Consider the following 21,520-nt stretch of genomic DNA (forward strand, 5'->3'; position numbering starts at 1 on the left):
GCGCTGAGGGTCAGCGGCGCGCCGACTCACTCTGCTCGCGCACCGCGCGGAACTCCGACCCCTCTTCCCAGTGCGGCCAGCGCCGGCTGTTGGCCAGTTCCGCGCCCAGGTCGTAGACCAGCAGGGTGTCGGCGGCATGGCCGCTGGCGTCCCAGCTCGGGGTCCAGGCGTCGCAGGCCTGGTGGTAGCAGGCGGCGAAGTACGCATCGCGCAGCGCGCGGCCCTTCTCCACCCCGCCGTCGGTCATGTCCAGCCCCGGGCCGATGGTGATGGCGGGCACGCCCAGACGCGCGAACGCGAAATGGTCCGCGCGGTAGAAGAAGCCGGCTTCCAGATTCGGATCCGGCGAATAAGTGCGGCCACGGGCCTTGGCCACGCGCGCCAGGTCGCCTTCCAGCGACACCCGGCCCTTGCCCCACGACGCGATGTCGCGGGTCGGGCCATCCGGGCTGAACATCTCGATGTTGAGCACGGCGGCGGTCTTGTCCAGCGGCGCCAGCGGGTGCGCCGCGTAGTAGCTGGCCCCGAGCAGGCCCTTCTCTTCGGCGGTCAGCGCCACGAAGTACAGCGTGCGCTGCGGCTGCGGGCCGGCGGCGAACACCCGGCCCAGCTCCAGCACGGTGGCCACGCCGGTGGCGTTGTCGATCGCGCCACGGCGGATGCGGTCGCCCTTCGCGTCCGGCTGGCCGATGCCGAACGCATCCCAGTGTGCGGAGAAGATCACCGCCTCATCGGCGTGCGCACCACCGGGCAGCTTGGCCACCACGTTGCGGGTGATCACCTGCTCACGCTTGAGCCTGAAGTTCACCGACAGGCGCGCGTCGCCGAGTGCGACCGGGGTGAACGCCGGCGTCATCGCCCGGCGCTTCTCGGCTTCGAAATCCAGTCCGGCATCGCGGAACAGCTGCTCGGCCAGCGCGCGCTGCATCCAGCCGCGGACCGGCACGTGCTGGGCCAGCGCCTGCTCGGGGGTGCGCTCGATGTCGAACAGCGGCGAGGTACCGGAGCTCTTCACCGTGGCCCAGCCGTACGCGGCCGGCGCGGTTTCATGCACGATCAGCACGCCCTGCGCGCCGCGCCGCGCGGCTTCCTCGAACTTGTAGGTCCAGCGGCCGTAGTAGGTCACCGCCTTGCCATCGAATGCGCCGGGCGCATCGGCCTCGAAATCGGCATCGTTGATCAGCATCACGGCGATCTTGCCGTGCAGGTCGACGTCCTTGTAGTCGTCCCACTGCCGCTCCGGCGCGTCGATGCCATAGCCGACGAACACCAGCGGCGCGTCCTGGATGTCCACCGCCGCCTGCGGCCGCAGGCTCTGCAGCGTCACGTCCTCGCCATTGACAAGCGGATGCGCTCTGCCGTTCTGGCGCAGCTGCGCGCGCACCGGGCCATCGACCTGCGCACGCACCATCGGCACCGGCTGTACCCAGGTGCCGTCTACGCCGCCGGGCTGCAGGCCGTACCTGCGGAACTCCTCGGTCAGGTACTGGACAGTCCGTTCTTCGCCCGCCGACGCCGGCGCGCGGCCTTCGAACGCGTCAGACGCAAGGATGCGCACGTGCCGCGACAGCGCGTCCGGGTCGATGCCGCCACCGGGCAGGTCGTTGGCCGCGTGGGCCAGACCGCCGACGAACAGACAGGACGACAACAGCAGCATGCGCATCGGATTCACGGCAGACACCAGGCGGAAAACGGAAGGCCCGAGTGTAACGTGACACCTGCATGACCGCTGCCCCGGCCGCCCTCAACGGCGGTCGCGATCCAGCCAACAGGCCAGGCCCTGCGCGTTGAGCTCGATGTCCATCGCCAGCACCTGCGTCACCGCCGCATCATCCAGGGGGCAGCCGTGGGCCTGCGCGCGCTCCAGGTACAGCGCGGTCAACGCGGCCACCAGACAGCGGTGGCGGTCCGGCCGTGCATCGCACTGGCGCGCGATGTCGGTCATCGCATCGATCTGCTCGACCAGGTCGGCGGCCAGGCGCGGTACGTCGTCCACGCGGCCGTAGTGGGTCAGGTACATCGCCTGCGGGGAGCGGTCGAGCATGCGCGCGATCGACTGTTTCAGCGGCTCCGGCTCGAACTGCACCGGCGAAGAGGTGGGCAGGATGAACGGCCCGCGCGCGCTGTCCAGCTCGCGGTAGGACAGGCCGAAGGTATCGCCGGTGAACCAGCTCGCGCTGCGCGCATCCCACACGCACAGATGGTGGCGTGCATGGCCAGGCGTGTGCACGCAGTCCAGCACGCGCCCGGCGAGATCGACGCGATGGCCATCCTCGGCAATCACCACGCGTTCGGCCGGCACCGCCAGGATTGGACCGTAGCTGCGCTTGATTTCCGCTTCGCCATACACCTCGGTGGCGCCGGCGATCAGCCGGGTCGGATCGACCATGTGCGGAGCACCGCGCGGGTGTACCACCAGCCTTGCGTTGGGCAATTGCTGCATCAGCAGGCCTGCGCCGCCGGCATGGTCCAGATGCACATGGGTCAGCACCAGCCAGTCGACCGCATCGACGGGTACCCCCGCGCGTGCCAGCGCCTTGAGCATGGCCGGCACGGCCAGCCCGGTACCGCAGTCGATGAGCGCAGCGCGCCCGTTTTCGACCACCAGATAGGCGGCGTCGAAGTCGTCGCGCTGGAACGCGGTATCGATGGTGTGGATGCTGGGGTCGGAGGTCATCGGCTCATCCCTGGCGGAAAATCGGCACATTACGCCACGCCCAGTCTAGGGCGAACCCGCCGCCGGCTTCGATGCGGCTTTGGTCGAACGCCGCGCCAGCACCGGCCCGCGCAGCAGGATCGCGGCCACCATCACCGCCAGGAACGCACCGTAGGCATACAGCACGGCCAGCACCTGCCGCCAGATCGGGCCGGCATCGGACTGCACCACACCGATGTGATGGCCCCACAGCATCGCCAGGATGCTCAGGGCGAAGGCCAGTGCCAGCGCGACGCCGTCGAACAGGCGGCGCGATGGGCCACATGGATGCCGCGGAAACAGCCAGTACAGCGTACCCAACAGCACGAACCAGGGCAGGAACAATACCAACGACAACCAGGCCATTGCAGTCTCCCGTGCAGGATGCCCGCATCATGCCATGCGCCGGTGCCGCCGGCGGCAGGGTACCGGCACCGGGCCGGTACCGCTGCGATCAGGCCTGCTCGCGCAACACCTGCAGGGCATCGAGCACGACCGCCACATCGACCTCGACCTTGAACAGCTCGCTCTGCAGGCCATCGCCGTGCGTGGTCTGCTTGAGCACGCCGATCAACTGGCCGGCATCACGCGGCGAATCGAAGGCCTCGCTCTGGATCAGCAGGCTGCCGTCACCGGCCAGCAGCTTGAAGTAGAACCGGCCGTCCTTTTCGCGGTACTGCTTGAACATCGGCGGCGCCGCGCGTGCTTCGCCGCTGTCTTCGCTGGCCACGCCACCGGCGCTGGACAGATCGCGCAGGCCCACCGCATGGCGCAGTTCGGCCAGCAGCGGCACCGCGTACTGCTCGCGCAACTGTTGGCCGCGGCGACGCAGCAGCGCCTCGATCTTCTCCGGCTCGGCCATCAGCGCTTCGTAGCGCTCGCGCAGCGGGGTCAGCTCGGCGTCGATACGCTCGAACAACTGCTGCTTGGCATCGCCCCAGCCGATGCCGTCGGCGAATGCCTGGGCGAACGCAGCCGTCTGCTCGGCAGTGGCGAAGGCCTGGTACATCTGGAACAGCGCCGAGCCCTCGGTGCTCTTGGGCTCGCCGGGTGCGCGCGAGTCGGTGAGGATCGAGAACACCAGCTTCTTCAGCTCCGCGCGCGGCGCGAACAGCGGAATGGTGTTGTGGTAGCTCTTGCTCATCTTGCGGCCGTCCAGGCCGGCCAGCGTGGCCACCTGTTCGTCGATCACCACCTCCGGCAACGGGAAGTACTCCTTGCCGTAGACATGATTGAAGCGCTGGGCGAAATCGCGCGCCATCTCGATGTGCTGGATCTGGTCACGGCCGACCGGTACGCGGTCGGCCTTGAAGATGAGGATGTCGGCCGCCATCAGCACCGGGTACATGAACAGGCCCGCGCTGATGCCGGCATCGTCGTCGAGCTGCTCCTCGCGGTTCTTGTCCACGGCCGCCTTGTAGGCATGGGCACGGTTGAGGATGCCTTTGCTGGCGATGACGGTCAGGAACCACATCAGCTCGGTGGTTTCGGGGATGTCGCTCTGCCGGTAGAACCACACCTTGTCCGGATCCAGCCCGCACGCCAGCCAGCTCGCGGCGATTTCCAGGGTCGAGCGCTGGGTCCGCGCCGGCTCCTGCGCCTTGATCAGGCTGTGCAGGTCGGCCAGAAAGAAGAAGCTCTCGATGCCGGAGGCCTGGCTGGCCGCGATGGCCGGACGGATGGCCCCCACGTAGTTGCCCAGGTGGGGGGTGCCGGAGGGGGTGATGCCGGTAAGAACGCGGGTGGTCATGAGGGAATCATTACGGACAGTTGAACGCCCCCAGTTTACCTGCCCGCGCGCAACCCCGTTGGACCGGCTGGGGCGTTCAATCCCGTACCCCAACCCGGATGCCTGCCATGAAACGCCTGATTCTGCCCCTGCTGGCCATGTGGATGCTGTGCGGTTTCACGCCCGTGGCCCCGTTCCCCGATGATGCCGGGCCGGTATCGCTGCAGGTGGTGGACCGCGACAGCGGCCGCACGCTTCGCCAGTATCCGGACGGCTCCCAGCGCTGGATCGCCGGTCAGCAGGGCCACCGCTACAGCGTGGCATTGCGCAACGACAGCAACGAACGCGTGCTCGTGGTGCTGTCGGTGGACGGCCTGAACGCCATCACCGGCGAGGTCGCCGCTCCCGGACAGACCGGCTATGTGCTCGACCCGTGGCAGCGGGCGGAGATCAGCGGCTGGCGCAAGTCGTCGCGCGAGGTCGCCCAGTTCGTGTTCACCGACCCTGGCCGCAGCTACGCGGCACGCACCGGCCGCCCCGACAACATCGGCGTGATCGGCATCGCTGTCTTCCGCGAAGCGGCGCGCTACGCCCCGGCGCCACCGATCGCCCGCCCCTCGCGCCCGATCCTGCGCGAGGCCCCGCAGGCCGAGGCGGCGGCCGACGTGGCTTCTGCCCGCGGCGCAGCGGCGCCCGCCCCGCAGCTCGGCACCGGGCACGGTGCGCGCGAGTATTCGCGCGCGGACAACACCACCTTCGACCGCGCCACGCGCATGCCAACCCAGCGGCTGGACGTGCGCTACGACAGCGAGCGCAACCTGATCGCGCGCGGGGTCATGCCGCGCCGTGCGCTGCGCCGCGACGATGCCCCGCAGTCCTTCCCGCAGGGCTATGTCCCGGACCCGCCGTCCTACCGCGGGCGCTGAAAAAGAAAAAGCGGGCCGCGCGATGCGGCCCGCCTGGTTTCATACCCTGGCGGCCGTGCCGCCTCACTGCACGCGGCGTACCGCGTCAGTGGAAATCCGGATAATCCTTGCGCATGGCTTTCTCGAAGTCGCGCACTTCGTTTTCAGCGCGGTCGCGCGCCCAGCCATAGCGCTCCTGCAGCCGGCCTGCCAGGTACTCGGCATTGCCCTCGGCCACCTTGAAATCGTCGTCGGTCAGATCGCCCCACTTGGCCTGCGCCTTGCCCTTGAGCTGCGTCCACTTGCCGGAAATGATGTCTTTGTTCATGGGTTGGCATCCTTGTTTGAAACGGCATCGTCGCCGCACGTACAGAGTGCGCGGGTGCGCGTTTGGTGGCGGTCAAGCGACGATGAAACGGATGCTCACGAGCTTGAATGGTTCACTACTGCACGCAACGAAAAAGGCCGGGAAATCCCGGCCTTTTTCTGGGTGTCCGATCCGGGGATCAGTTGCCCTTGGCAGCGTCTTCCACCGTCTCGCCCGCCTTCTGTACATCCTTGCCGGCACCGGCAACGGTGTTGCAGCCGGCGAGCATCGCCACCGAGAACATCGACAACAGCATCAGTGCAATAACACGCTTCATGGGGTTCTCCTGTTTGATCAACTTCATCACCGGTATCCGGTCCACCTGTCAGACGAGCGATGCTCCTCTTCCCGATCGCGGGGCGGGGGTCGAATCGACACTGCCGCCGCGTGATGTGCAATCTGGCGGCAGCGGCGTGCAGCGAATGTGAACGCGCCCTGCCACCATTCAGCCACGCGGCGCACGGCACGCCGCCACGGTGTCAATCGCGCATCAATGTCGATTTGCCAAACAGGCTTTCCACCAGGTCCACCGCCAGCTCGGCGGTGGTGTTGCGGTTGTCGAGCAGGGGATTGAGCTCCACGATGTCCAGCGAGCCCATGCGCCCGGTGTCGGCGATCATTTCCATCACCAGCTGGGCTTCGCGGTAGTTCACGCCACCCGGCACGGTGGTGCCTACGCCCGGGGCGATGCTCGGGTCCAGGAAGTCCACGTCGAAGCTGACATGCAGGTGGGTGGTGGCGTCGATCCCCTTCAGCGCCGCTTCCATCGTGCGCTTCATGCCGGCCTCGTCGATGTAGCGCATGTCGTACACATCCACCTGATGCTGCTTGATCAGGCGCTTCTCATCCTGGTCCACCGACCGGATGCCGATCTGATGCACCTGCTGCGGGCGGATCGCCGGCGCATCGCCGCCAAGCCGGGTCAGCGCATCCGGGCCCAGCCCGCACAGGCAGGCCACTGGCATGCCATGCACGTTGCCCGACGGGGTGACGTCGCTGGTATTGAAGTCCGAGTGCGCATCCAGCCACAGCACGCGCAGGGTCTTGCCCTGCTCGCGGCACCATCGCGCCACCGCCGTGATCGAGCCGATGCCCAGGCAATGGTCGCCGCCGAGCATGATCGGCATGCGGCCTGCCTGCAGTTCGGCGTAGGTGGCGTCCATCAGCGCACGGTTCCACGCCACCACTTCATCCAGGTGGCGGTAGCCGTGCACCGGCGCGGTCCACGGGTTGCGCGGGCCATCCAGGTTGCCGATGTCGCGCACGTCCACGCCGCGCGCGGCCAGGGCATCGCCGAGGCCGGCAATACGCAGTGCGTCCGGGCCCAAGCCTGCGCCGCGATGGCCTGCTCCGATGTCGGTGGGAACGCCGATCAGGGAAACCGGGGGATACATCGCCATCGCTGCTGCTCCATTGCAAAGAAGCACAGTCTAGCCAGCGCGACGGCGCGGGACTCGCGGCGCTGCAGCAGGTAACGAGGGGAAGCAGCGGACAATCAGTAGCCACCGACCGTTGGTCGGTGGTGCCGGCACCCGGATTCGAACTGGGGACCTACCGCTTACAAGGCGGTTGCTCTACCAACTGAGCTATGCCGGCATCGGCACGGCGAACGGCGCTGCCGTCGCGGAGCGTGGATTCTAGCGCAAGCGCGCACAGTCCAGCGAGCGTTGCTGCGCCGCGCCGCTGCGCTGGCGCACCGTGGCGGCGTCGGCCGGGGTGGCCAACGTCGCATCCACCCACCACTGCGCGCTGCCATCCCCGCCACTGGGCACCAGGCGGGCGTTGAAACCTGCCGCACTGAGGGCAGCCATGCGCCGTTCGGCCCCTTCGCGGTTGCGGTACTGGCCCAGCGCGATGGCGTTGGCTTCCTCGCCCTGGCCGATGATGTAGTAGTCGCTCAGGCCCGCCGCGACGATGCGCTTGACCGTGGCCTGGGCTTCCTCACGGCTGGCGGCCGGCGGCAGCAGCACCCGGTAGCGCGTGGCGCCGGCATCGGTGACCTCGCGCAGGCGCGCGCCGCGCAGCCCGGCGCCAGCCTTGGCCTGCGCGGCCTGCGCGCTGGCACGGTCGGCAAACGGACCCAGGCTGAGGCACTGGGCGGGCACGGCAGCGGCAGGCGGCGGGGTCACCGCGACCGGTGCCGGCGCCGTGACAGCGGGTGCTGCGGGCGTGGGCTCAGGCACGGGCGTGGGCGCCGCCGGCGCGGTTGCAGGCGCCGGTGCCGCCGCGGCCGGGGTGGCATCGGCCAGCGCGGGCGTGGCCACGGCCGGCGCCACAGGCGCGGCCGCCGGTACGACGGCATCCCCGGGCAACAGCTGGAGCTGCGCCACACCGCTGGGCGCCGCAGACGGCGCAACGGCGGGCTCGCCGCGCAGCATCCACCACAGTGCGACACCCCCATTGAGGATGACCAGGACAACGATCAGGGCACGGGTAAGCATGCAGGGATTCTAGGGCCAAGCGCGGGGATTGCGCGCGGCCTGGCCCGGGTCAGCGTGGCGCGTGGTGCACGGCCCAGCGGGCCAGGCCATCAAGCACCAGCGCCGGCTGGAACTGCGCATCACCGAGCAGCGGCATCAGCGCCGGTGCGCCGCCACCGTGAACCAGCAGCGCGGGCAGGCGGCCGAGCAGCGCGGCCGCGTCGGTGCGGCTGCGCTCGATCAGTGCCACGGCTGCACCATCGCAGCCGGAGGCCAGCGCGTCGGCGGTATCGGTGGCGAACGCATGGTATGCGCCCCCGCTGGCGGGCAACTGCACCGCACGCGCATGCAGCGCCTCGCGCATCGTGGTCGGCGACGCCGCGATACGCCCGCCGTGGTGCAGGCCATCGGCGTCGAGCAGGTCGATCGTCAACGCGGTACCCACCCCGGCGACCACCACGGCCTCGCCACGCCCGGCCACGGCCAGCAGCGCAAGGAAGCGATCCACGCCGAATTTTGTCGGATCGGCATACGCAACGCGCACACCGGCGCACTGCGCCTCGGTACGCACGACCCGCACCTGGGCGAAGCGGGCCTGCAACACCTCGAGCATGCTGCGGGTCAAGGCGGGTGCGGCAACGCTGGCCACATAGGCCACGTCGCCCTGCGGCAGCGCCTGCAACGCATCGGCCGGCATCGCCTCGGCGCCATGCGGCCAGGCCTGCACATCACCGGCACGCACGCCCTGCAGCGGGGCGAACTTGAAACGGGAATTGCCCAGGTCGAACAACCAGTCGCTCATTGCATCCTCACGCTGACTTCGCCGGCATGGAACACGCGCTCGCCCTGCGCGGTGCGCACCCGCAGCGCACCATCGTCGGCCAGGCCCAGTGCGTGGCCCTCGATCCACTGGCCGCCCTCCTCGACCCGCACTGCGCGCCCGGCCAGCCCGTCCAGGGCGGCATAGCGCGGCAGGAACGGGGCCAGGCCATCGGCATCGAACGCCTCCAGCGCCGGCAGGAGCGACGCCAGGATCGCCGCGACCAGCGCGTTGCGCGCCACGCCCTGCGCGCCGGCCAGTGTCGCCAGGTCGGTCCACGGCTGGGTGATCTGCGCCCCGTGGTCCGCCGGCATGCGCACGTTGACGCCCAGGCCGATCACCGCCCGCGCCGGGCCGGCGAATTCACCGCCACCTTCCACCAGCAGACCGCCGAGCTTGCGGCCCTCGACAACCAGATCATTGGGCCACTTCAGCGTGACCCCGGCGATGCCCTGCGCGCGCAGCGCCTCGGCCACGGCCACGCCGGCCACCAGGCTCAGGCCCCCCAGCCGCGACAGGCCGCCGGCAAAGCCGCGCAGTACCGACAGGTACACATGCGCGGCCAGGGGCGAGGTCCATTCGCGGCCACGCCGCCCACGGCCCCCGGTCTGGCGCTCGGCCAAGAGCACGGCCGTGCCGCGCGCCGGCGCGCTGCAGCGCAGCAATTCGGTGTTGGTGGAGCCCACGCTCCAGGCGATGTCCAGGGAGGCAAGCAGCGGAAGGACCGCCGCCGGCAGCGCCGCACGGAGGGTGTCCGCGTCGAGCAGATCCAGCGGCTGCTGCAACTGGTATCCGTCGCCGGCGCGCCCTTCAATCGCGATCCCGGCCGACCTAAGTCCTTGAATCCGCTTCCAAATGGCGGCACGCGTCTGACCCAGCTCACGCGCCAGGGCGTCCCCGGACAGGCGCCCGGCTCCCAGTTTGGCCAGCAGTTGGCGGTCGTCCACGGCAGCTTCCATCGGATTACTGGACAAAATTATGCGGGAAACCCGCCCCCAGCGCCCGCGGGGGCCTTTCAATACCGGCGCTGAATCGGGCTAGAATCGGGAACTGACCTGTTCACCCGTTCTGGATGTTGACGATGCGCCCGTTCGCCCATTGCCTGATCCTGCTGATGGCCCCCTTGGCCGCGCACGCTTCCGAAGCGATCGCCGGCCAAGCGCGGGGTGGCTGCGTCTATTCCGCCAGCGATGCCGAACGTGCGCCGCCGTCCACCCCGACCAGCGCCAGCGCACCGGCGGCGGTCAAGCCCAGCGCCAGTGGCACCGGCAGCACCGGCGGGGGTGGCGATGACGATGTGCTGCCACGCCTGCGCGCACCGAAGTGGCACAGCTTCCTGCCGGGCATGTTCCGCTGATCGAACGTATGTGGGGTTGGCTGCGGCGTACGCCGCGCGAGATCGATCCGTCTTTGTGGCAGCAGAGCTGCCAGCGTGGCCCGTGGCTGCGTGGCCTGGACCCGGCGCGCCGCGAGCGCCTGCGCGTGCTCAGCGCGCGCTTCCTGCACGAGAAGACGATCAGCCCGGTGGCGGGCCTGCAGCTGGACGAAGGCGATGGTGTGCTGCTGGCCGCGCTGTGCTGCCTGCCGCTGCTGGAGTTGGGCGAGGTCGGGTTGCGCGGCTGGTCGCAGCTGATCGTTTACCCGGACGCGTTCCGCGTGCAGCGCAGCCATGTCGATGCGGCCGGGGTACTGCACGAATGGGATGACGAACTGATCGGCGAATCCTGGGACAGCGGTCCGCTGATTCTGTCGTGGGCCGACATCCAGGCCGATATCGCCGACCCGCACGCCGGCTACTGCGTGGCGGTGCATGAAATGGCGCACAAGATCGACGCGCTGGATGGTGCGATCGACGGCACGCCGCCGTTGCCGCGCGCCTGGCAGAAACAGTGGGCCGCCGACTTCCAGCGGGCGTACGACGGCTTCTGCGAGCAGGTGGACCGGGGCCGGCATACCGCGATCGACCCGTATGCCTCGGAGGCGCCCGAAGAATTCTTCGCGGTGGCCACCGAATACCACTTCTCCGCACCCGCCCTGCTGGACAGGGAGATGCCGGAGGTGGCCGCGCATCTGCGGCGCTTCTACGGTGCGCCGCCGGCGATGTGACAGCGCATCACTGCCTCAGGGGCCGGGCGGCAGCTTCACTTCGAATCGTGCGCCACCCAGTTCCGGCGAGCGCAGAACCTGCAGTTCGCCGCGATAGTCCTTGATCAGGTCCTGCACGATCGACAGGCCGATACCGTGGCCCTGCACGCGCTCGTCGCCGCGTACGCCCCGCTGGAGCACCTTGGCGATGTCTTCCGGGGCGATGCCCGGGCCGTCGTCGTCCACCGACAGCACCAGGCCTGCGCGGCGGGCACCCGGTGCCGGCAGCGGATGGGCGCTGAGCAGCACGCGCCGCTTGGCCCACTTGAAGGCATTCTCCAGCAGGTTGCCGAGCAGTTCCTGCAGGTCGCCGGGTTCACCGTGGAAACGCGCGGCCGCATCGATGTCGAACTCGCACAGCACGCCCTTGGCGGCGTAGACCTTTTCCAGGCCACGCACGATCTCCTCGGCGTTGGATTCGATCGGCAGCGGCGCGGAGAACAGCTTGTGGCCCGACGATGCGGCGCGCGCCAACTGGTAGGACACCAGGTTGTTCATGCGCCGCAGCTGGACGTCGAACTCCTCCCGCAGGTCCTGGTCCTGGGCACCGCTGTCCAGCTGCGTACGCAGCACGGCCAGCGGCGTTTTCAGGCTGTGCGCGAGATCGGCCAGGGTGTTGCGCTGGCGCTCCAGGTTCTCGCGCTCGCTCTCGATGAAGGCGTTGATGCTGTCGGTCAGCGGTTCCAGCTCGCGCGGGTGGCGCTCGCTCATGCGCTCAGTCTCGCCGCGCTGGACCTTGGTCAGCTCGGTGATCACGCGCCGCATCGGGCGCAGGCTCCATTGCAGGATCACCGTCTGCAGCAGCAGCAGGATCAGGCCCGCGCCACCCAGGTAGAACCACACGCGCCCGCGGAACACGCGCAGCTGCGCACCGAGCGCACGCGAGTCCTCCATTACGTAGATGGTGTACGGGAATTCGGTGGCCGGGTCGGCGTCGGCATCCCACACCAGGCCCATGCCGTAGCGGTACACCGAGCCTTCGCTGCCGTCGATCTGGATCATCGGCAACGGACCTTCGAACACTTCCTGGCGCGGCGCGAGGAGGCCGCCGCCCACGGTGGGCAGCATCGGCCCTTCGGCCGACATCGAATTGCCTTTGCCGTCAGGCATCACCACCTGCAGGTACAGACCGCTGCCGGGCACGTCGAAACGGGGATCCGGTGGCTGCTCGCGGATGTACAGCGAGCGGTCGCGGGTGAAATCAATGCCGGCCGCGTACGCGGTGGCGTAGTTTTTCAACCGCTCGCGCAGATTGGCGCGCGCGGTATCGGCGAAGGCCGCGTCCAGCGAGTAGCCGGCGGTCGCCAGGAAGGCGACCAGACCCACGGAGGCCGCCAGCATCTGGCGCGCCTGCAATGAGCGCGGCCGCCAGCGTTTGAAGAACCACAGACGGCCGGACATCATGCTATCGCCAGAGTGTCGACTCAGCCCTCGTTGCGCGGAATCGCGAAACGATACCCGCGACCACGCACGGTTTCGATCGGCTTGAGCTCACCGTCCGCATCGAGCTTCTTGCGCAGGCGGCCGATGAACACTTCCAGCACGTTCGAGTCGCGATCGAAATCCTGCTGGTAGATGTGCTCGGTGAGGTCGGCCTTGGAGACCAGTTCACCGGCATGCATCATCAGGTATTCGAGCACCTTGTACTCGTAGCTGGTGAGGTCCACGTTGCTGCCACCGACGCTGACCGTCTGTGCGGCCAGATCAAGCGCGACCGGACCACATTCGAGCGTGGGCTTGCTCCAGCCAGCGGCGCGGCGCAGCAGCGCGTTGACGCGGGCCAGCAGCTCTTCGACATGGAACGGCTTGACCAGGTAATCGTCGGCGCCCTGCTTGAGGCCCTCGACCTTGTCCTGCCAGCTCGAACGCGCGGTCAGGATGAGCACGGGGAATTTCTTGCCCTCATCGCGCAGCGCCTTGATCAGTTCCATGCCCGACATCTTGGGCAGGCCCAGATCGATGATGCCGACATCGAACGGCACTTCGCGGCCCATGTACAGACCTTCCTCACCGTCCTGCGCAGCATCGACGGCAAAGCCTTCGCGCTTGAGCCGGGCTGCCAGGGTTTCCCGCAGCGGGGCTTCGTCTTCGACCAGAAGGATACGCATGAACTCTCCCTAGTGTCCTGGGTATGGCCGGGGGCCAGTGGGTAATGCAGATGACTGCGGACAACTATCCCTGTTCAGGGGTTATCGCCGCGTAGTGATGACATATCCGAGCGCGGCGTGCGGGGCTGTGAACGCGCCGGCGCCGGGTCGTCCATGTAGCGGACCCGTCCGCGGTCGTCCATGTACTTGACCCGGTTGATGTCGCGACCGTCGAACGGGACACGCTCGGCGCCGAGGATGTGGCCCCCGGTGGTCCGCTGGACCCGACGCACCGCATCGGACAGCGAACGCTCCTGCGCCCCGCCACGCGCGGCCCGCGCCATGTCGCCCCGGACGGCGTCCGGCGGCGGGATGTCCTGCGCCAGGACCGTGCCGGTGGAGGCAGCAGCGCCCAGTGCCAGGAGGGCGAGGACGGCAAGACGGCGATGGCGGGTCACGGAGTACATCGGTCTGATCCTAGCGGACGGCGGCAAAACGTTCAAAAGTTGTAAATCCGAAACCGCCCGGCGTGCCGGCGATTTACGAATCCTTTGCAAATTCTTGGTTTTACGCGGTGAATCCGGTCTGAACTTTTCCGGCGGGGGCGCCCGTTCGTTCATCTAGGTGAACATTGGCGACAAAGCATGTGCCTTGTCAAGGCAAGACGGCGTCGCAACTCACGCAGCGACGCGTTCCGCCTGCGCCCGGGTCACGGCCAGCGCCTGCTCGATCAGGCACCAGTCGGCGCCGGCGCGGTGAGCGCCCTCGCTGAGGATCTGGCGGAACGCGCGGCCACCCGGCTGGCCGTGGAACAGCCCGAGCAGGTGGCGGGTGATGTGCTTGAGCGCCAGGCCATCGGCCAACCGCGCCTCGATGTACGGCCGCATCCCGCGCAGCAGGGTCTCGCGGGACTGCAGCGGCGCGCCGGTCTGCGCGGCCTCCAGCCGGTGCAGCACGTAGGGGTCGTGGTAGGCCGCCCGGCCCAGCATCACCCCGTCCAGCGCGGGCAGCTGCGCCTGCGCCGCCTCGACCGTGGCCAAGCCGCCGTTGAGGACGATGGCCAGCTGCGGCCGCTCGGCCTTCAGGCGGTGCGCCCACTCGTAGCGGAGCGGCGGTACTTCGCGGTTCTCCTTCGGCGACAGGCCCTTCAGCCAGGCGTTGCGGGCGTGCACGATGAACATCGCACTTCCCGCGTTGGCCGACTGATCGACGAAGTTGCGAAAGATTTCGTAGTCGTTGTCTTCATCAACGCCGAGCCGGCACTTCACCGTGACCGGGATGTCGACCGCCGCGACCATCGCCGCCACGCACTCGGCCACCAGCGTCGGTTCGCGCATCAGGCAGGCACCGAAGCGCCCGGCCTGGACGCGGTCGGACGGGCAGCCACAGTTGAGGTTGACCTCGTCATAGCCCCACTCCTGGGCGATGCGCGCGGCCTGCGCCAGCAGCGCCGGATCGCTGCCGCCGAGCTGCAGGGCCAGCGGATGCTCGCTGCCATCGAAGCCCAGCAGGCGCTCGCGGTCGCCGTGGATCACCGCATTGGCATGCACCATTTCGGTGTACAGCCGCGCACCCGGGGCCAGCAACCGGTGGAAATACCGGCAATGACGGTCCGTCCAGTCCATCATCGGGGCGACGGACAGGCGCAGGGAGGCGGTGTAACGCGCCGCAGCGTCGGAGGCAGGCTGGGTCATGGGCGGGCAGGCATCGGGATCTGCTGGCAATGCCAGCGCAATCAACAGTTTACCCGCTTGCCATGAACGCTGCCCGAGGGCAGCACCGAGCGCCGTGTGCCGCAACGGCAACAGCGCATCGCGATTCACGGCTGCAATCGGAACAGCGCACAATTGCGCTCTGTCTTTCTGCAAGGCCTGCGATGCGCAGCCCCCTCCTGTCCGGTTTCGACCCTGCCACCGAACAAGGTGTGCTGCGCCTGTCCATCGCCGCGTCGCTGGCGATGGCGGTCGCGGCGGTGGTATTCGGGTTCCTGGCCAACTCCTCGCTGATCATCTTCGACGGCATCTACGGCCTGATCGACGTGGTGATGACCTGGCTGTCGTTGCTGGTGGTGCGGCTGATCAGCCTGTCGACCCAGGTGGATGCATTGCAATCGCGCCTCAACCAGCGCTTCACGATGGGCTTCTGGCACCTGGAGCCGATCGTGCTCGGGGTCAGTGGCACGCTGATGATCGGCGCGGCCCTGTATGCGGCGGTCAACGCGGTGGACGCATTGATGTCCGGGGGGCGCGCGATCGCATTGGGCCCGGCGATCCTGTTCGCGGTGCTGTCGATCATCGCCGAGATCGGACTGGCCCTGTTCGTGCGCCGTGCCAACCGCAGCATCGGCTCGGAGTTCATCGCGCTGGATGGCAAGAACTGGGGGGTGTCGGCCAGCATGTCGGCCGCCTATCTGGTCGCCTTCATCGGCGGCTGGCTGATGAGCGATACGCGCTGGGCATGGCTGGTGCCCTACATCGATCCGGCGATCCTGCTGGTGGTGTGCCTGTTCGTCATGGTCGCCCCGCTCGGCACGGTGCGGCAGGCGCTGTCGGACATCCTGCTGATCACCCCGGTGGACCTGCAGGCGCACGTGGACGAGGTGGCGCGTGCCATCGTCGCCAGGCACGGCTTCCTCGAGTACCGCAGCTATGTGGCCAAGGTCGGGCGTGGCGAGCAGATCGAGCTGTTCTTCGTGGTGCGCGCCGATGACCCGCCGCGTGCGCTGCTGGAATGGGACCGCCTGCGCGACGAGATCGGCGAGGCGCTGGGCGAGGAATCGACGGACCGCTGGCTGACGATCATGTTCACGACGGATCGGGAGTGGGCGATCTGAGGGCGTCAGGGCGCGCGTGCTGCCGCGCCCACCTGCTTCCACTGCCGCGGCGATTGCCCGGTCTGCGCTTTGAATGCGCGCGACAGTGCCGCTTCGCTGCCGTAGCCCACATCGATGGCGATGCGCTTGAGCGGTTGCCCCCTGCGCAGCGCCTGCTGCACCAGCCGCGTGCGCCAGCCCTGCAGGTACTGGCCCGGCGTGCTGCCGATGGTGTCGCGGAAGCTCTCGGCGAAGGCGCTGCGCGACATGCCGGCACGCTGCGCCAGCGATTCCAGCGTCCACTCCTCGGCCGGCGCTTCGTGCATGGCCACCAGCGCGTGGCGCAGGCGCGGGTGGGCCATGCCGGCGAGCAGGCCGACGCGTAGCTGACCGCTTTCCATCAGCGCGCGCAGGATCTGGATCAGCACCACTTCAAACAGGCGATCCAGCAGCGCCTGGCGGCCGCAGCGCTGGGCGAAGGCTTCCTCGAACAGCAGCGACAGCACAGGATGGCCCCCGTACAGGGCATCCAGCGGCAGACAGATCACTGCGGGCAGCGCGGCGGCCACCGGGTTGTTGCCGGCCCCTTCGAACTGCAGATGCGCACAGGCGAAATCGGCGCCGCGCTGCGCGTCCGTGATGAAGCGGTGGGCCAGCGGACGCGGGTAGAGCAGCACGCTGGGCTGGTCGATCTGCAGCACACTGCCATCGTCATGTTCCACCCGTACCGTCCCGTCGCGGATGAGGTGCAGCTGGCCACGCTCGCCGTCGGCAGCCAAGTGGTTGATGCCGCACAGCGGGCCGGCATGGAAGACCTCGGCACTGACCGCGAAGCGGCCAAGCAGGGATTGCAGGCGATCGACCATTCTGGACTCCAGATCAAGTTTCCTGGACGAAATGTTGCCACACGTACAGCCCAGTGGCGCACAGTACGTCTCACCTACCCGTGCCATCCCTTCACACCCCAGGAGAATTCCATGTCCATCGCAAACGTTCTGTACACCGCCACCGCCACCGCCACCGGCGGCCGCGAAGGCCACGCCACCTCGTCCGACAACGTGCTGGACGTGCAGCTGTCCACCCCGCGCGAGCTGGGCGGCGCGGGCGGTCCGGGCACCAACCCGGAACAGCTGTTCGCCGCCGGCTACTCGGCCTGCTTCCTGGGCGCGCTGAAGTACGTGGCCGGCCAGGCCAAGGTTGCGCTGCCGGCAGAGACCGCCATCACCGGCAAGGTGGGCATCGGCCAGATTCCGACCGGCTTCGGGATTGAAGTCGCGCTGGAGATCTCGGTGCCGGGCCTGCCGCGCGAGCAGGTGGAGGAACTGGTGCAGAAGGCGCACATCGTGTGCCCGTACTCCAACGCCACCCGCGGCAACATCGATGTGACGCTGACGGTCGCGTAAGCAGGATCGGGCAAAAAAATGGGCGGCTGCCTGGCTCGACCGCCTGGCAACCGCCCATCCCACCGCGGTGGATCCCCAGGGTGAGCCCCGGGGATGCGTCTGAGCGTGGTGCTGGTGTTACGTTTCGTTTGCGATCACCTGCACGACGCTGGAGAAATCCAGCTTGCCGCGACCGGCCTGGTGGTTCATCGAATACAGGTTGCGCGCGAGCTCGCCGAGTGGAATCGAGGCGCCCACGCTCATGGCCGCTTCCACCGCCAGGCCCATGTCCTTGAGCATCAGGTCGCTGCCGAAGCCGCCGCTGTAGCCGCGCGAGGCCGGCGCATTCTCCAGCACACCCGGCCACGGGTTGCACACTTCGGTGGCCCAGCTGCGGCCGGTGCTGACCGCCATCATCTGCGACAACACCTTCGGATCCAGACCGTGCGCCACGCCCAGTGCGATGGATTCGCCGGTGACCGCCATGATCACGCCCAGCGCCATGTTGTTGCACAGCTTGGCGACCTGGCCGGCGCCGCTGGCGCCGACATGGAAGATGTTCTTGCCCATTGCCTGCAGGATCGGGCGGGCGCGCTCGAGCGCCTCGGCATCGCCACCGACGATGAAGGTCAGGGTGCCGGCCTGTGCACCGGCGGTGCCGCCGGAGACCGGTGCGTCGAGCATCTGCAGACCACGTGCAGCGGCCGCTTCGGCAACCTTGCGTGCGGTGGCCGGGGCAATGGTGCTGCAGTCGATCAGCAGTGCGCCGCCGGGAATATCGGCCAGCAGACCGTCCTCGCCCAGGTACACGCCTTCGACGTGGCGGCTGGCCGGCAGCATCGAGATCACGATCTCGGCATCGGTCAGGGTGTCCAGTGCAGAGTGGGCGGCGGTGGCACCGGCATCGACCGCGGCCTGCACGGCGGCGGGCACCAGGTCGAACACGCGCACCGCGTGGCCGGCCTTGGCCAGGTTGGCGGCCATCGGGCCACCCATGTTGCCCAGCCCAATAAATGCGATACGGCTCATGCGAGGCTCCTTTCGGGGTCAGTGACACCGAGGTCGGCCAGCGGGTGCGTGGCGTCGGACCAGGGCGAAACGAAGAAGGTGTGGGCCCACGTCGCCGTGGCCTCGGCCAGGGTGGCCGGCTGCCAGTGCGGGGTGCGGTCCTTGTCGATCAACAGCGCGCGGATGCCTTCGGCGAAGTCGCCGTGGGCGGCGCTGTGCAGCGCGGCGATGTACTCCAGGCGGTAGACGTCGGCCAGCGATGCGCCGGCAGTGCGGCGCTGCAGCTCGAAGGCCAACCGCGCCGAGCCGGGTGCACCGGCGGCGAGCGTGGCCTGGGCGGCCTGCAACCAGGGATCGTCGGTTTCCAGCGCGATGATCGCGTCCACGATGGTGGCCAGATCGTCGCCGGCACAGAGCGCGTCGAGGGTGGCGGCATGGCGCAGCAGCGGGCCGGTGGCCGCGTCGGTGGCGTGCTGCTGCAACAGGGCGCTGAGCTGCTCGTGGTTGCGCTTGGCCTCCTCGCTCCAGTGCACGCCGAGCAGCGCGGTGAACACCGCTTCGCGCTGCGCTTCCGGCACGTGGATGTCGGCCAGGCCGGCGTAGATCGCATCGCCGGCATTGAGCGGCGCGCCGGTAAGGGCCAGGAACAGACCACCCTTGCCCGGCACGCGCGGCAGCAGCCAGCTGCCGCCCACGTCGGGGAACAGACCGACGGTGATCTCCGGGAACGCCAGTTTCGAGCGCTCGCTGACCACGCGATGGCTGGCGCCGGACATCAGGCCGATGCCACCGCCCATCACGATGCCGTGGCCCCAGCACAGGATCGGCTTGGGGAAGGCGTGGATGGCGTAGTCGACGCGGTACTCGACGTCGAAGAATTCGGCGGCATACGTGTTGTCGCGGATGTCGCTGCGGCCCGCCTGGCGGTACTCCACCATGCTGCGGTACAGGCTGTGCAGGTCACCGCCGGCGCAGAAGGCCTTCTCGCCTGCGCCCTGCAGCACCACCAGGGCGATGCCGTCGTCGTCGGCCCAGGCCTGCAGGCGCGCGCCCAGCAGGTGTGCCATCGGCAGCGAAAAGCCGTTGAGCGTGCGCGCGGCGTTGAGCGTGGCGATGCCGATGCGCATGCCGTTGGCGGCGGTGCGTTCCTCGAACAGCACCGGTGCGTCTTCGCTGGCGGCGACCGTGCTCATGCGTTCTTCCACTGCGCGCTGCGCTTCTCCAGGAAGGCGCTGACGCCCTCGACCTGGTCGGCGCTGTCAAACAGGTCGACGAACGCTTCGCGTTCGGCCACCAGGGCGGCGGCATGGGTGCCGGTGCGGGTGGCCTGCACCAGCGTCTTGCACGCGGCGATGCTGGTCGGGCTCTGCTTGCCGGCCTTGCGCGCCCAGTCCAGTGCCAGTGCGAGCGCTTCGCCCTTGCCGACCTTCTCTTCGGCCAGGCCGATGCGCACGGCGGTGTCGGCATCGATGCGTTCGCCGAGCAGGATCATCCGCTTGGCCCAGCCTTCACCCACCAGACGCGGTAGATTCTGCGTGCCACCGGCGCACGGCAGCAGGCCGACGGTCGCCTCCGGCAGCGCCACCTGGGCATGGTCCTCGATGATGCGCAGGTCGCAGGCGAGCGCACATTCCAGGCCGCCGCCCATCGCATAGCCGTTGATGGCCGCGATGGAGACGCCACGGAAGCCGGACAGGGCCTCGAAGGCTTCGCCGAATCGGCGTGCCGCTTCGCGCGCGGCGCCCTTGTCGCCGGAGGCGAACTGCTTGAGATCGGCCCCGGCGGAGAAGAACTTTTCGCCTCCCCCGGTGATCACCAGCGCGTAGATGCCCTTGTCGGCATTGAGCGCACCGACCAGGTCGCGCAGGGCGGACAGACTGTGCACGGTCCAGGTGTGGGCCGGCGGGTTGTCCAGCGTCACCACCGCGACGTGGCCATCGGCCTCGACCTTCAGGCCGGTGTGTTCGTGCGTGCGCCAATCCATCATCGCAGTTCCTCTTCGGTGTTGAGCAGGTGGCGGGCCACGATCACGCGCATGATCTCGTTGGTGCCCTCCAGGATCTGGTGCACGCGGCAATCGCGGAGCAGCCGTTCGATCGGGTATTCGCGGATGTAGCCATAACCGCCGTGGATCTGCAGCGCATCGTTGCAGACGTTGAAGCCGGCATCGGTGGCGAAGCGCTTGGCCATCGCACACCACACGTTGGCATCGCTGGCACCGGCGTCGAGCTTGCGCGCGGCGGTATGCACCATCTGCCGCGCGGCCACGAGCTGGGTGGCCATGTCGGCCAGCTTGAACTGCAGCGCCTGGAAGTCGGCCAGCGCCTTGCCGAACTGGCGGCGCTCGCCCATGTAGCGGCGGGCCGCGTCCAGCGCGCCCTGGGCGGCACCCAGCGAACAGGCGGCGATGTTGATGCGGCCACCGTCCAAGCCCTTCATCGCCAGCTTGAAGCCGCCGCCTTCCTCTCCCAGAAGGTGGCTGACCGGCACGCGGACGTTCTCGAAGGTGATGCCGCGGGTGGGCTGGCTGTTCCAGCCCATCTTCTCTTCCTTGCGACCGTAGCTGATGCCCGGCAGGTCGGCCGGCACCGCGATCGCGCTGATGCCGCCCGCACCGGCACCGCCGGTCCGCGCCATCACCACCAGCAGTTCGGTGGCGCCGGCACCGGAGATGAAGGCCTTGGCGCCGTTCAGCACGTAGTGTTCACCTTCGCGCACGGCGCTGGTCTTCAGCGACGCCGCGTCCGACCCGGCACCCGGCTCGGTCAGGCAGTACGAGGCCAGCTTGCTGCCCGAGGACAGATCGGTGCCCCAGGCGGCGCGCAGTGTTTCGGTACCCCACGTCGACACCATCCACGAGGCCATGTTGTGGATGCTGATGTAGGCCGCGGTGGACGGGTCCACGTTGGCGAGCTCCTCGATGACGACGGCGGCGTCCAGACGGCTCAAGCCGCTGCCGCCGACCTCGGGGTCCATGTACAGGCCACAGAACCCGAGTTCCCCTGCCTTGGCGATCGCCTCGCGCGGAAAGATGCCCTCCGCATCCCATCGCGCGGCGTGCGGCGCCAGTTCGGCCTGGGCGAAGTCGCGCGCAGCCTCTCTATAGGCCTGCTGCGCTTCGTCGAGTTCCGTCGTCATCGAGTGGCTCAT

General features: G+C 68.6%; 24 protein-coding genes and 1 tRNA gene. 5 read left to right on the plus strand and 20 right to left on the minus strand.

The window, feature by feature from the left end:
• Window positions 1–10 precede the first annotated feature (10 nt).
• The 4 genes from OC534_RS09870 to OC534_RS09885 form a co-directional block, all read right to left on the minus strand.
• Window positions 11–1,663, minus strand: coding sequence for a M28 family metallopeptidase (locus tag OC534_RS09870; protein ID WP_262071746.1), 1,653 nt, complete (start codon window positions 1,661–1,663; stop codon window positions 11–13).
• Window positions 1,664–1,744: 81 nt separating this feature from the next.
• Complete coding sequence (locus tag OC534_RS09875) at window positions 1,745–2,677, minus strand: MBL fold metallo-hydrolase (RefSeq protein WP_262071728.1); 933 nt, start codon at window positions 2,675–2,677, stop codon at window positions 1,745–1,747.
• A 45-nt stretch (window positions 2,678–2,722) separates the two neighbouring features.
• Window positions 2,723–3,061, minus strand: coding sequence for a hypothetical protein (locus tag OC534_RS09880; RefSeq protein WP_262071729.1), 339 nt, complete (start codon window positions 3,059–3,061; stop codon window positions 2,723–2,725).
• A gap of 88 nt (window positions 3,062–3,149) precedes the next feature.
• On the minus strand, window positions 3,150–4,445 hold the full coding sequence (locus OC534_RS09885; RefSeq protein ID WP_017355370.1) for a tryptophan--tRNA ligase: 1,296 nt from the start codon (window positions 4,443–4,445) through the stop codon (window positions 3,150–3,152).
• Window positions 4,446–4,552: 107 nt separating this feature from the next.
• Here OC534_RS09885 and OC534_RS09890 point away from each other — a divergent pair, with 107 nt between their 5' ends.
• Window positions 4,553–5,350, plus strand: coding sequence for a hypothetical protein (locus OC534_RS09890; RefSeq protein WP_017355369.1), 798 nt, complete (start codon window positions 4,553–4,555; stop codon window positions 5,348–5,350).
• An 85-nt stretch (window positions 5,351–5,435) separates the two neighbouring features.
• Here OC534_RS09890 and OC534_RS09895 read toward each other — a convergent pair whose 3' ends face one another.
• The 7 genes from OC534_RS09895 to birA form a co-directional block, all read right to left on the minus strand.
• Window positions 5,436–5,657, minus strand: a complete 222-nt coding sequence (locus OC534_RS09895) for a CsbD family protein (RefSeq protein ID WP_017355368.1) — start codon at window positions 5,655–5,657, stop codon at window positions 5,436–5,438.
• Window positions 5,658–5,835: 178 nt separating this feature from the next.
• Window positions 5,836–5,973, minus strand: coding sequence for an entericidin A/B family lipoprotein (locus tag OC534_RS09900; protein WP_026070664.1), 138 nt, complete (start codon window positions 5,971–5,973; stop codon window positions 5,836–5,838).
• A 202-nt stretch (window positions 5,974–6,175) separates the two neighbouring features.
• The gene (rocF, locus tag OC534_RS09905) at window positions 6,176–7,096 is read right to left on the minus strand and encodes an arginase (protein ID WP_017355366.1); all 921 of its coding nucleotides are present in this window, start codon (window positions 7,094–7,096) and stop codon (window positions 6,176–6,178) included.
• A 120-nt stretch (window positions 7,097–7,216) separates the two neighbouring features.
• Window positions 7,217–7,292: transfer RNA gene (locus OC534_RS09910), tRNA-Thr, on the minus strand.
• A 41-nt stretch (window positions 7,293–7,333) separates the two neighbouring features.
• Entirely contained in the window at window positions 7,334–8,137 is an 804-nt protein-coding gene (locus OC534_RS09915) for an SPOR domain-containing protein (RefSeq protein WP_262071730.1), read from the minus strand.
• Between the two features lie 49 nt (window positions 8,138–8,186).
• Window positions 8,187–8,918 carry a type III pantothenate kinase gene (locus OC534_RS09920; protein WP_136006657.1) on the minus strand — a complete coding sequence of 244 codons (732 nt, stop codon included), beginning with the start codon at window positions 8,916–8,918 and terminating at the stop codon, window positions 8,187–8,189.
• Window positions 8,915–9,895, minus strand: a complete 981-nt coding sequence (gene birA / locus OC534_RS09925) for a bifunctional biotin--[acetyl-CoA-carboxylase] ligase/biotin operon repressor BirA (protein ID WP_262071731.1) — start codon at window positions 9,893–9,895, stop codon at window positions 8,915–8,917. The genes OC534_RS09920 and birA overlap by 4 nt, the downstream gene beginning before the upstream one ends.
• A gap of 122 nt (window positions 9,896–10,017) precedes the next feature.
• Here birA and OC534_RS09930 point away from each other — a divergent pair, with 122 nt between their 5' ends.
• A complete protein-coding gene (locus tag OC534_RS09930; protein ID WP_136006653.1) occupies window positions 10,018–10,293 on the plus strand; it encodes a hypothetical protein in 276 nt (91 codons plus the stop codon).
• 8 nt (window positions 10,294–10,301) lie between these two features.
• A complete protein-coding gene (locus OC534_RS09935; RefSeq protein ID WP_051008566.1) occupies window positions 10,302–11,042 on the plus strand; it encodes a M90 family metallopeptidase in 741 nt (246 codons plus the stop codon).
• Between the two features lie 15 nt (window positions 11,043–11,057).
• On the opposite strand, the gene OC534_RS09940 is transcribed toward OC534_RS09935, so the two are convergent.
• From OC534_RS09940 to dusA, 4 genes are all read right to left on the minus strand, one after another.
• Window positions 11,058–12,482, minus strand: coding sequence for a sensor histidine kinase (locus OC534_RS09940; protein WP_037590856.1), 1,425 nt, complete (start codon window positions 12,480–12,482; stop codon window positions 11,058–11,060).
• A gap of 23 nt (window positions 12,483–12,505) precedes the next feature.
• Window positions 12,506–13,189 carry a response regulator transcription factor gene (locus OC534_RS09945; RefSeq protein WP_017355070.1) on the minus strand — a complete coding sequence of 228 codons (684 nt, stop codon included), beginning with the start codon at window positions 13,187–13,189 and terminating at the stop codon, window positions 12,506–12,508.
• A gap of 74 nt (window positions 13,190–13,263) precedes the next feature.
• The gene (locus tag OC534_RS09950) at window positions 13,264–13,635 is read right to left on the minus strand and encodes a hypothetical protein (RefSeq protein WP_017355069.1); all 372 of its coding nucleotides are present in this window, start codon (window positions 13,633–13,635) and stop codon (window positions 13,264–13,266) included.
• Between the two features lie 210 nt (window positions 13,636–13,845).
• Entirely contained in the window at window positions 13,846–14,862 is a 1,017-nt protein-coding gene (gene dusA / locus OC534_RS09955; protein WP_136006651.1) for a tRNA dihydrouridine(20/20a) synthase DusA, read from the minus strand.
• A gap of 182 nt (window positions 14,863–15,044) precedes the next feature.
• Here dusA and OC534_RS09960 point away from each other — a divergent pair, with 182 nt between their 5' ends.
• Entirely contained in the window at window positions 15,045–16,001 is a 957-nt protein-coding gene (locus OC534_RS09960; protein WP_262071732.1) for a cation transporter, read from the plus strand.
• A 5-nt stretch (window positions 16,002–16,006) separates the two neighbouring features.
• Here the strand turns inward: OC534_RS09960 and OC534_RS09965 are convergent, their stop codons facing one another.
• Window positions 16,007–16,846 carry an AraC family transcriptional regulator gene (locus tag OC534_RS09965; protein ID WP_262071733.1) on the minus strand — a complete coding sequence of 280 codons (840 nt, stop codon included), beginning with the start codon at window positions 16,844–16,846 and terminating at the stop codon, window positions 16,007–16,009.
• 111 nt (window positions 16,847–16,957) lie between these two features.
• Between OC534_RS09965 and OC534_RS09970 the strand changes: the two genes are divergently transcribed.
• Window positions 16,958–17,383, plus strand: a complete 426-nt coding sequence (locus OC534_RS09970; RefSeq protein WP_017355020.1) for an organic hydroperoxide resistance protein — start codon at window positions 16,958–16,960, stop codon at window positions 17,381–17,383.
• A gap of 117 nt (window positions 17,384–17,500) precedes the next feature.
• Here the strand turns inward: OC534_RS09970 and mmsB are convergent, their stop codons facing one another.
• The 4 genes from mmsB to OC534_RS09990 are packed head-to-tail and all read right to left on the minus strand — an operon-like array spanning window position 17,501 to window position 21,520.
• Window positions 17,501–18,391, minus strand: a complete 891-nt coding sequence (gene mmsB / locus OC534_RS09975) for a 3-hydroxyisobutyrate dehydrogenase (protein ID WP_017355019.1) — start codon at window positions 18,389–18,391, stop codon at window positions 17,501–17,503.
• On the minus strand, window positions 18,388–19,563 hold the full coding sequence (locus OC534_RS09980; RefSeq protein ID WP_262071734.1) for an enoyl-CoA hydratase/isomerase family protein: 1,176 nt from the start codon (window positions 19,561–19,563) through the stop codon (window positions 18,388–18,390). Before OC534_RS09980 ends, mmsB begins: the two co-directional genes overlap by 4 nt.
• Window positions 19,560–20,357 carry an enoyl-CoA hydratase gene (locus tag OC534_RS09985; RefSeq protein ID WP_017355017.1) on the minus strand — a complete coding sequence of 266 codons (798 nt, stop codon included), beginning with the start codon at window positions 20,355–20,357 and terminating at the stop codon, window positions 19,560–19,562. Before OC534_RS09985 ends, OC534_RS09980 begins: the two co-directional genes overlap by 4 nt.
• Window positions 20,354–21,520 (minus strand): acyl-CoA dehydrogenase family protein, encoded by a 1,167-nt coding sequence (locus OC534_RS09990; RefSeq protein WP_017355016.1) that lies wholly within the window; start codon window positions 21,518–21,520, stop codon window positions 20,354–20,356. The genes OC534_RS09985 and OC534_RS09990 overlap by 4 nt, the downstream gene beginning before the upstream one ends.

This window comes from Stenotrophomonas sp. Marseille-Q5258 (assembly GCF_946900935.1).
Classification (GTDB): domain Bacteria; phylum Pseudomonadota; class Gammaproteobacteria; order Xanthomonadales; family Xanthomonadaceae; genus Stenotrophomonas; species Stenotrophomonas nematodicola.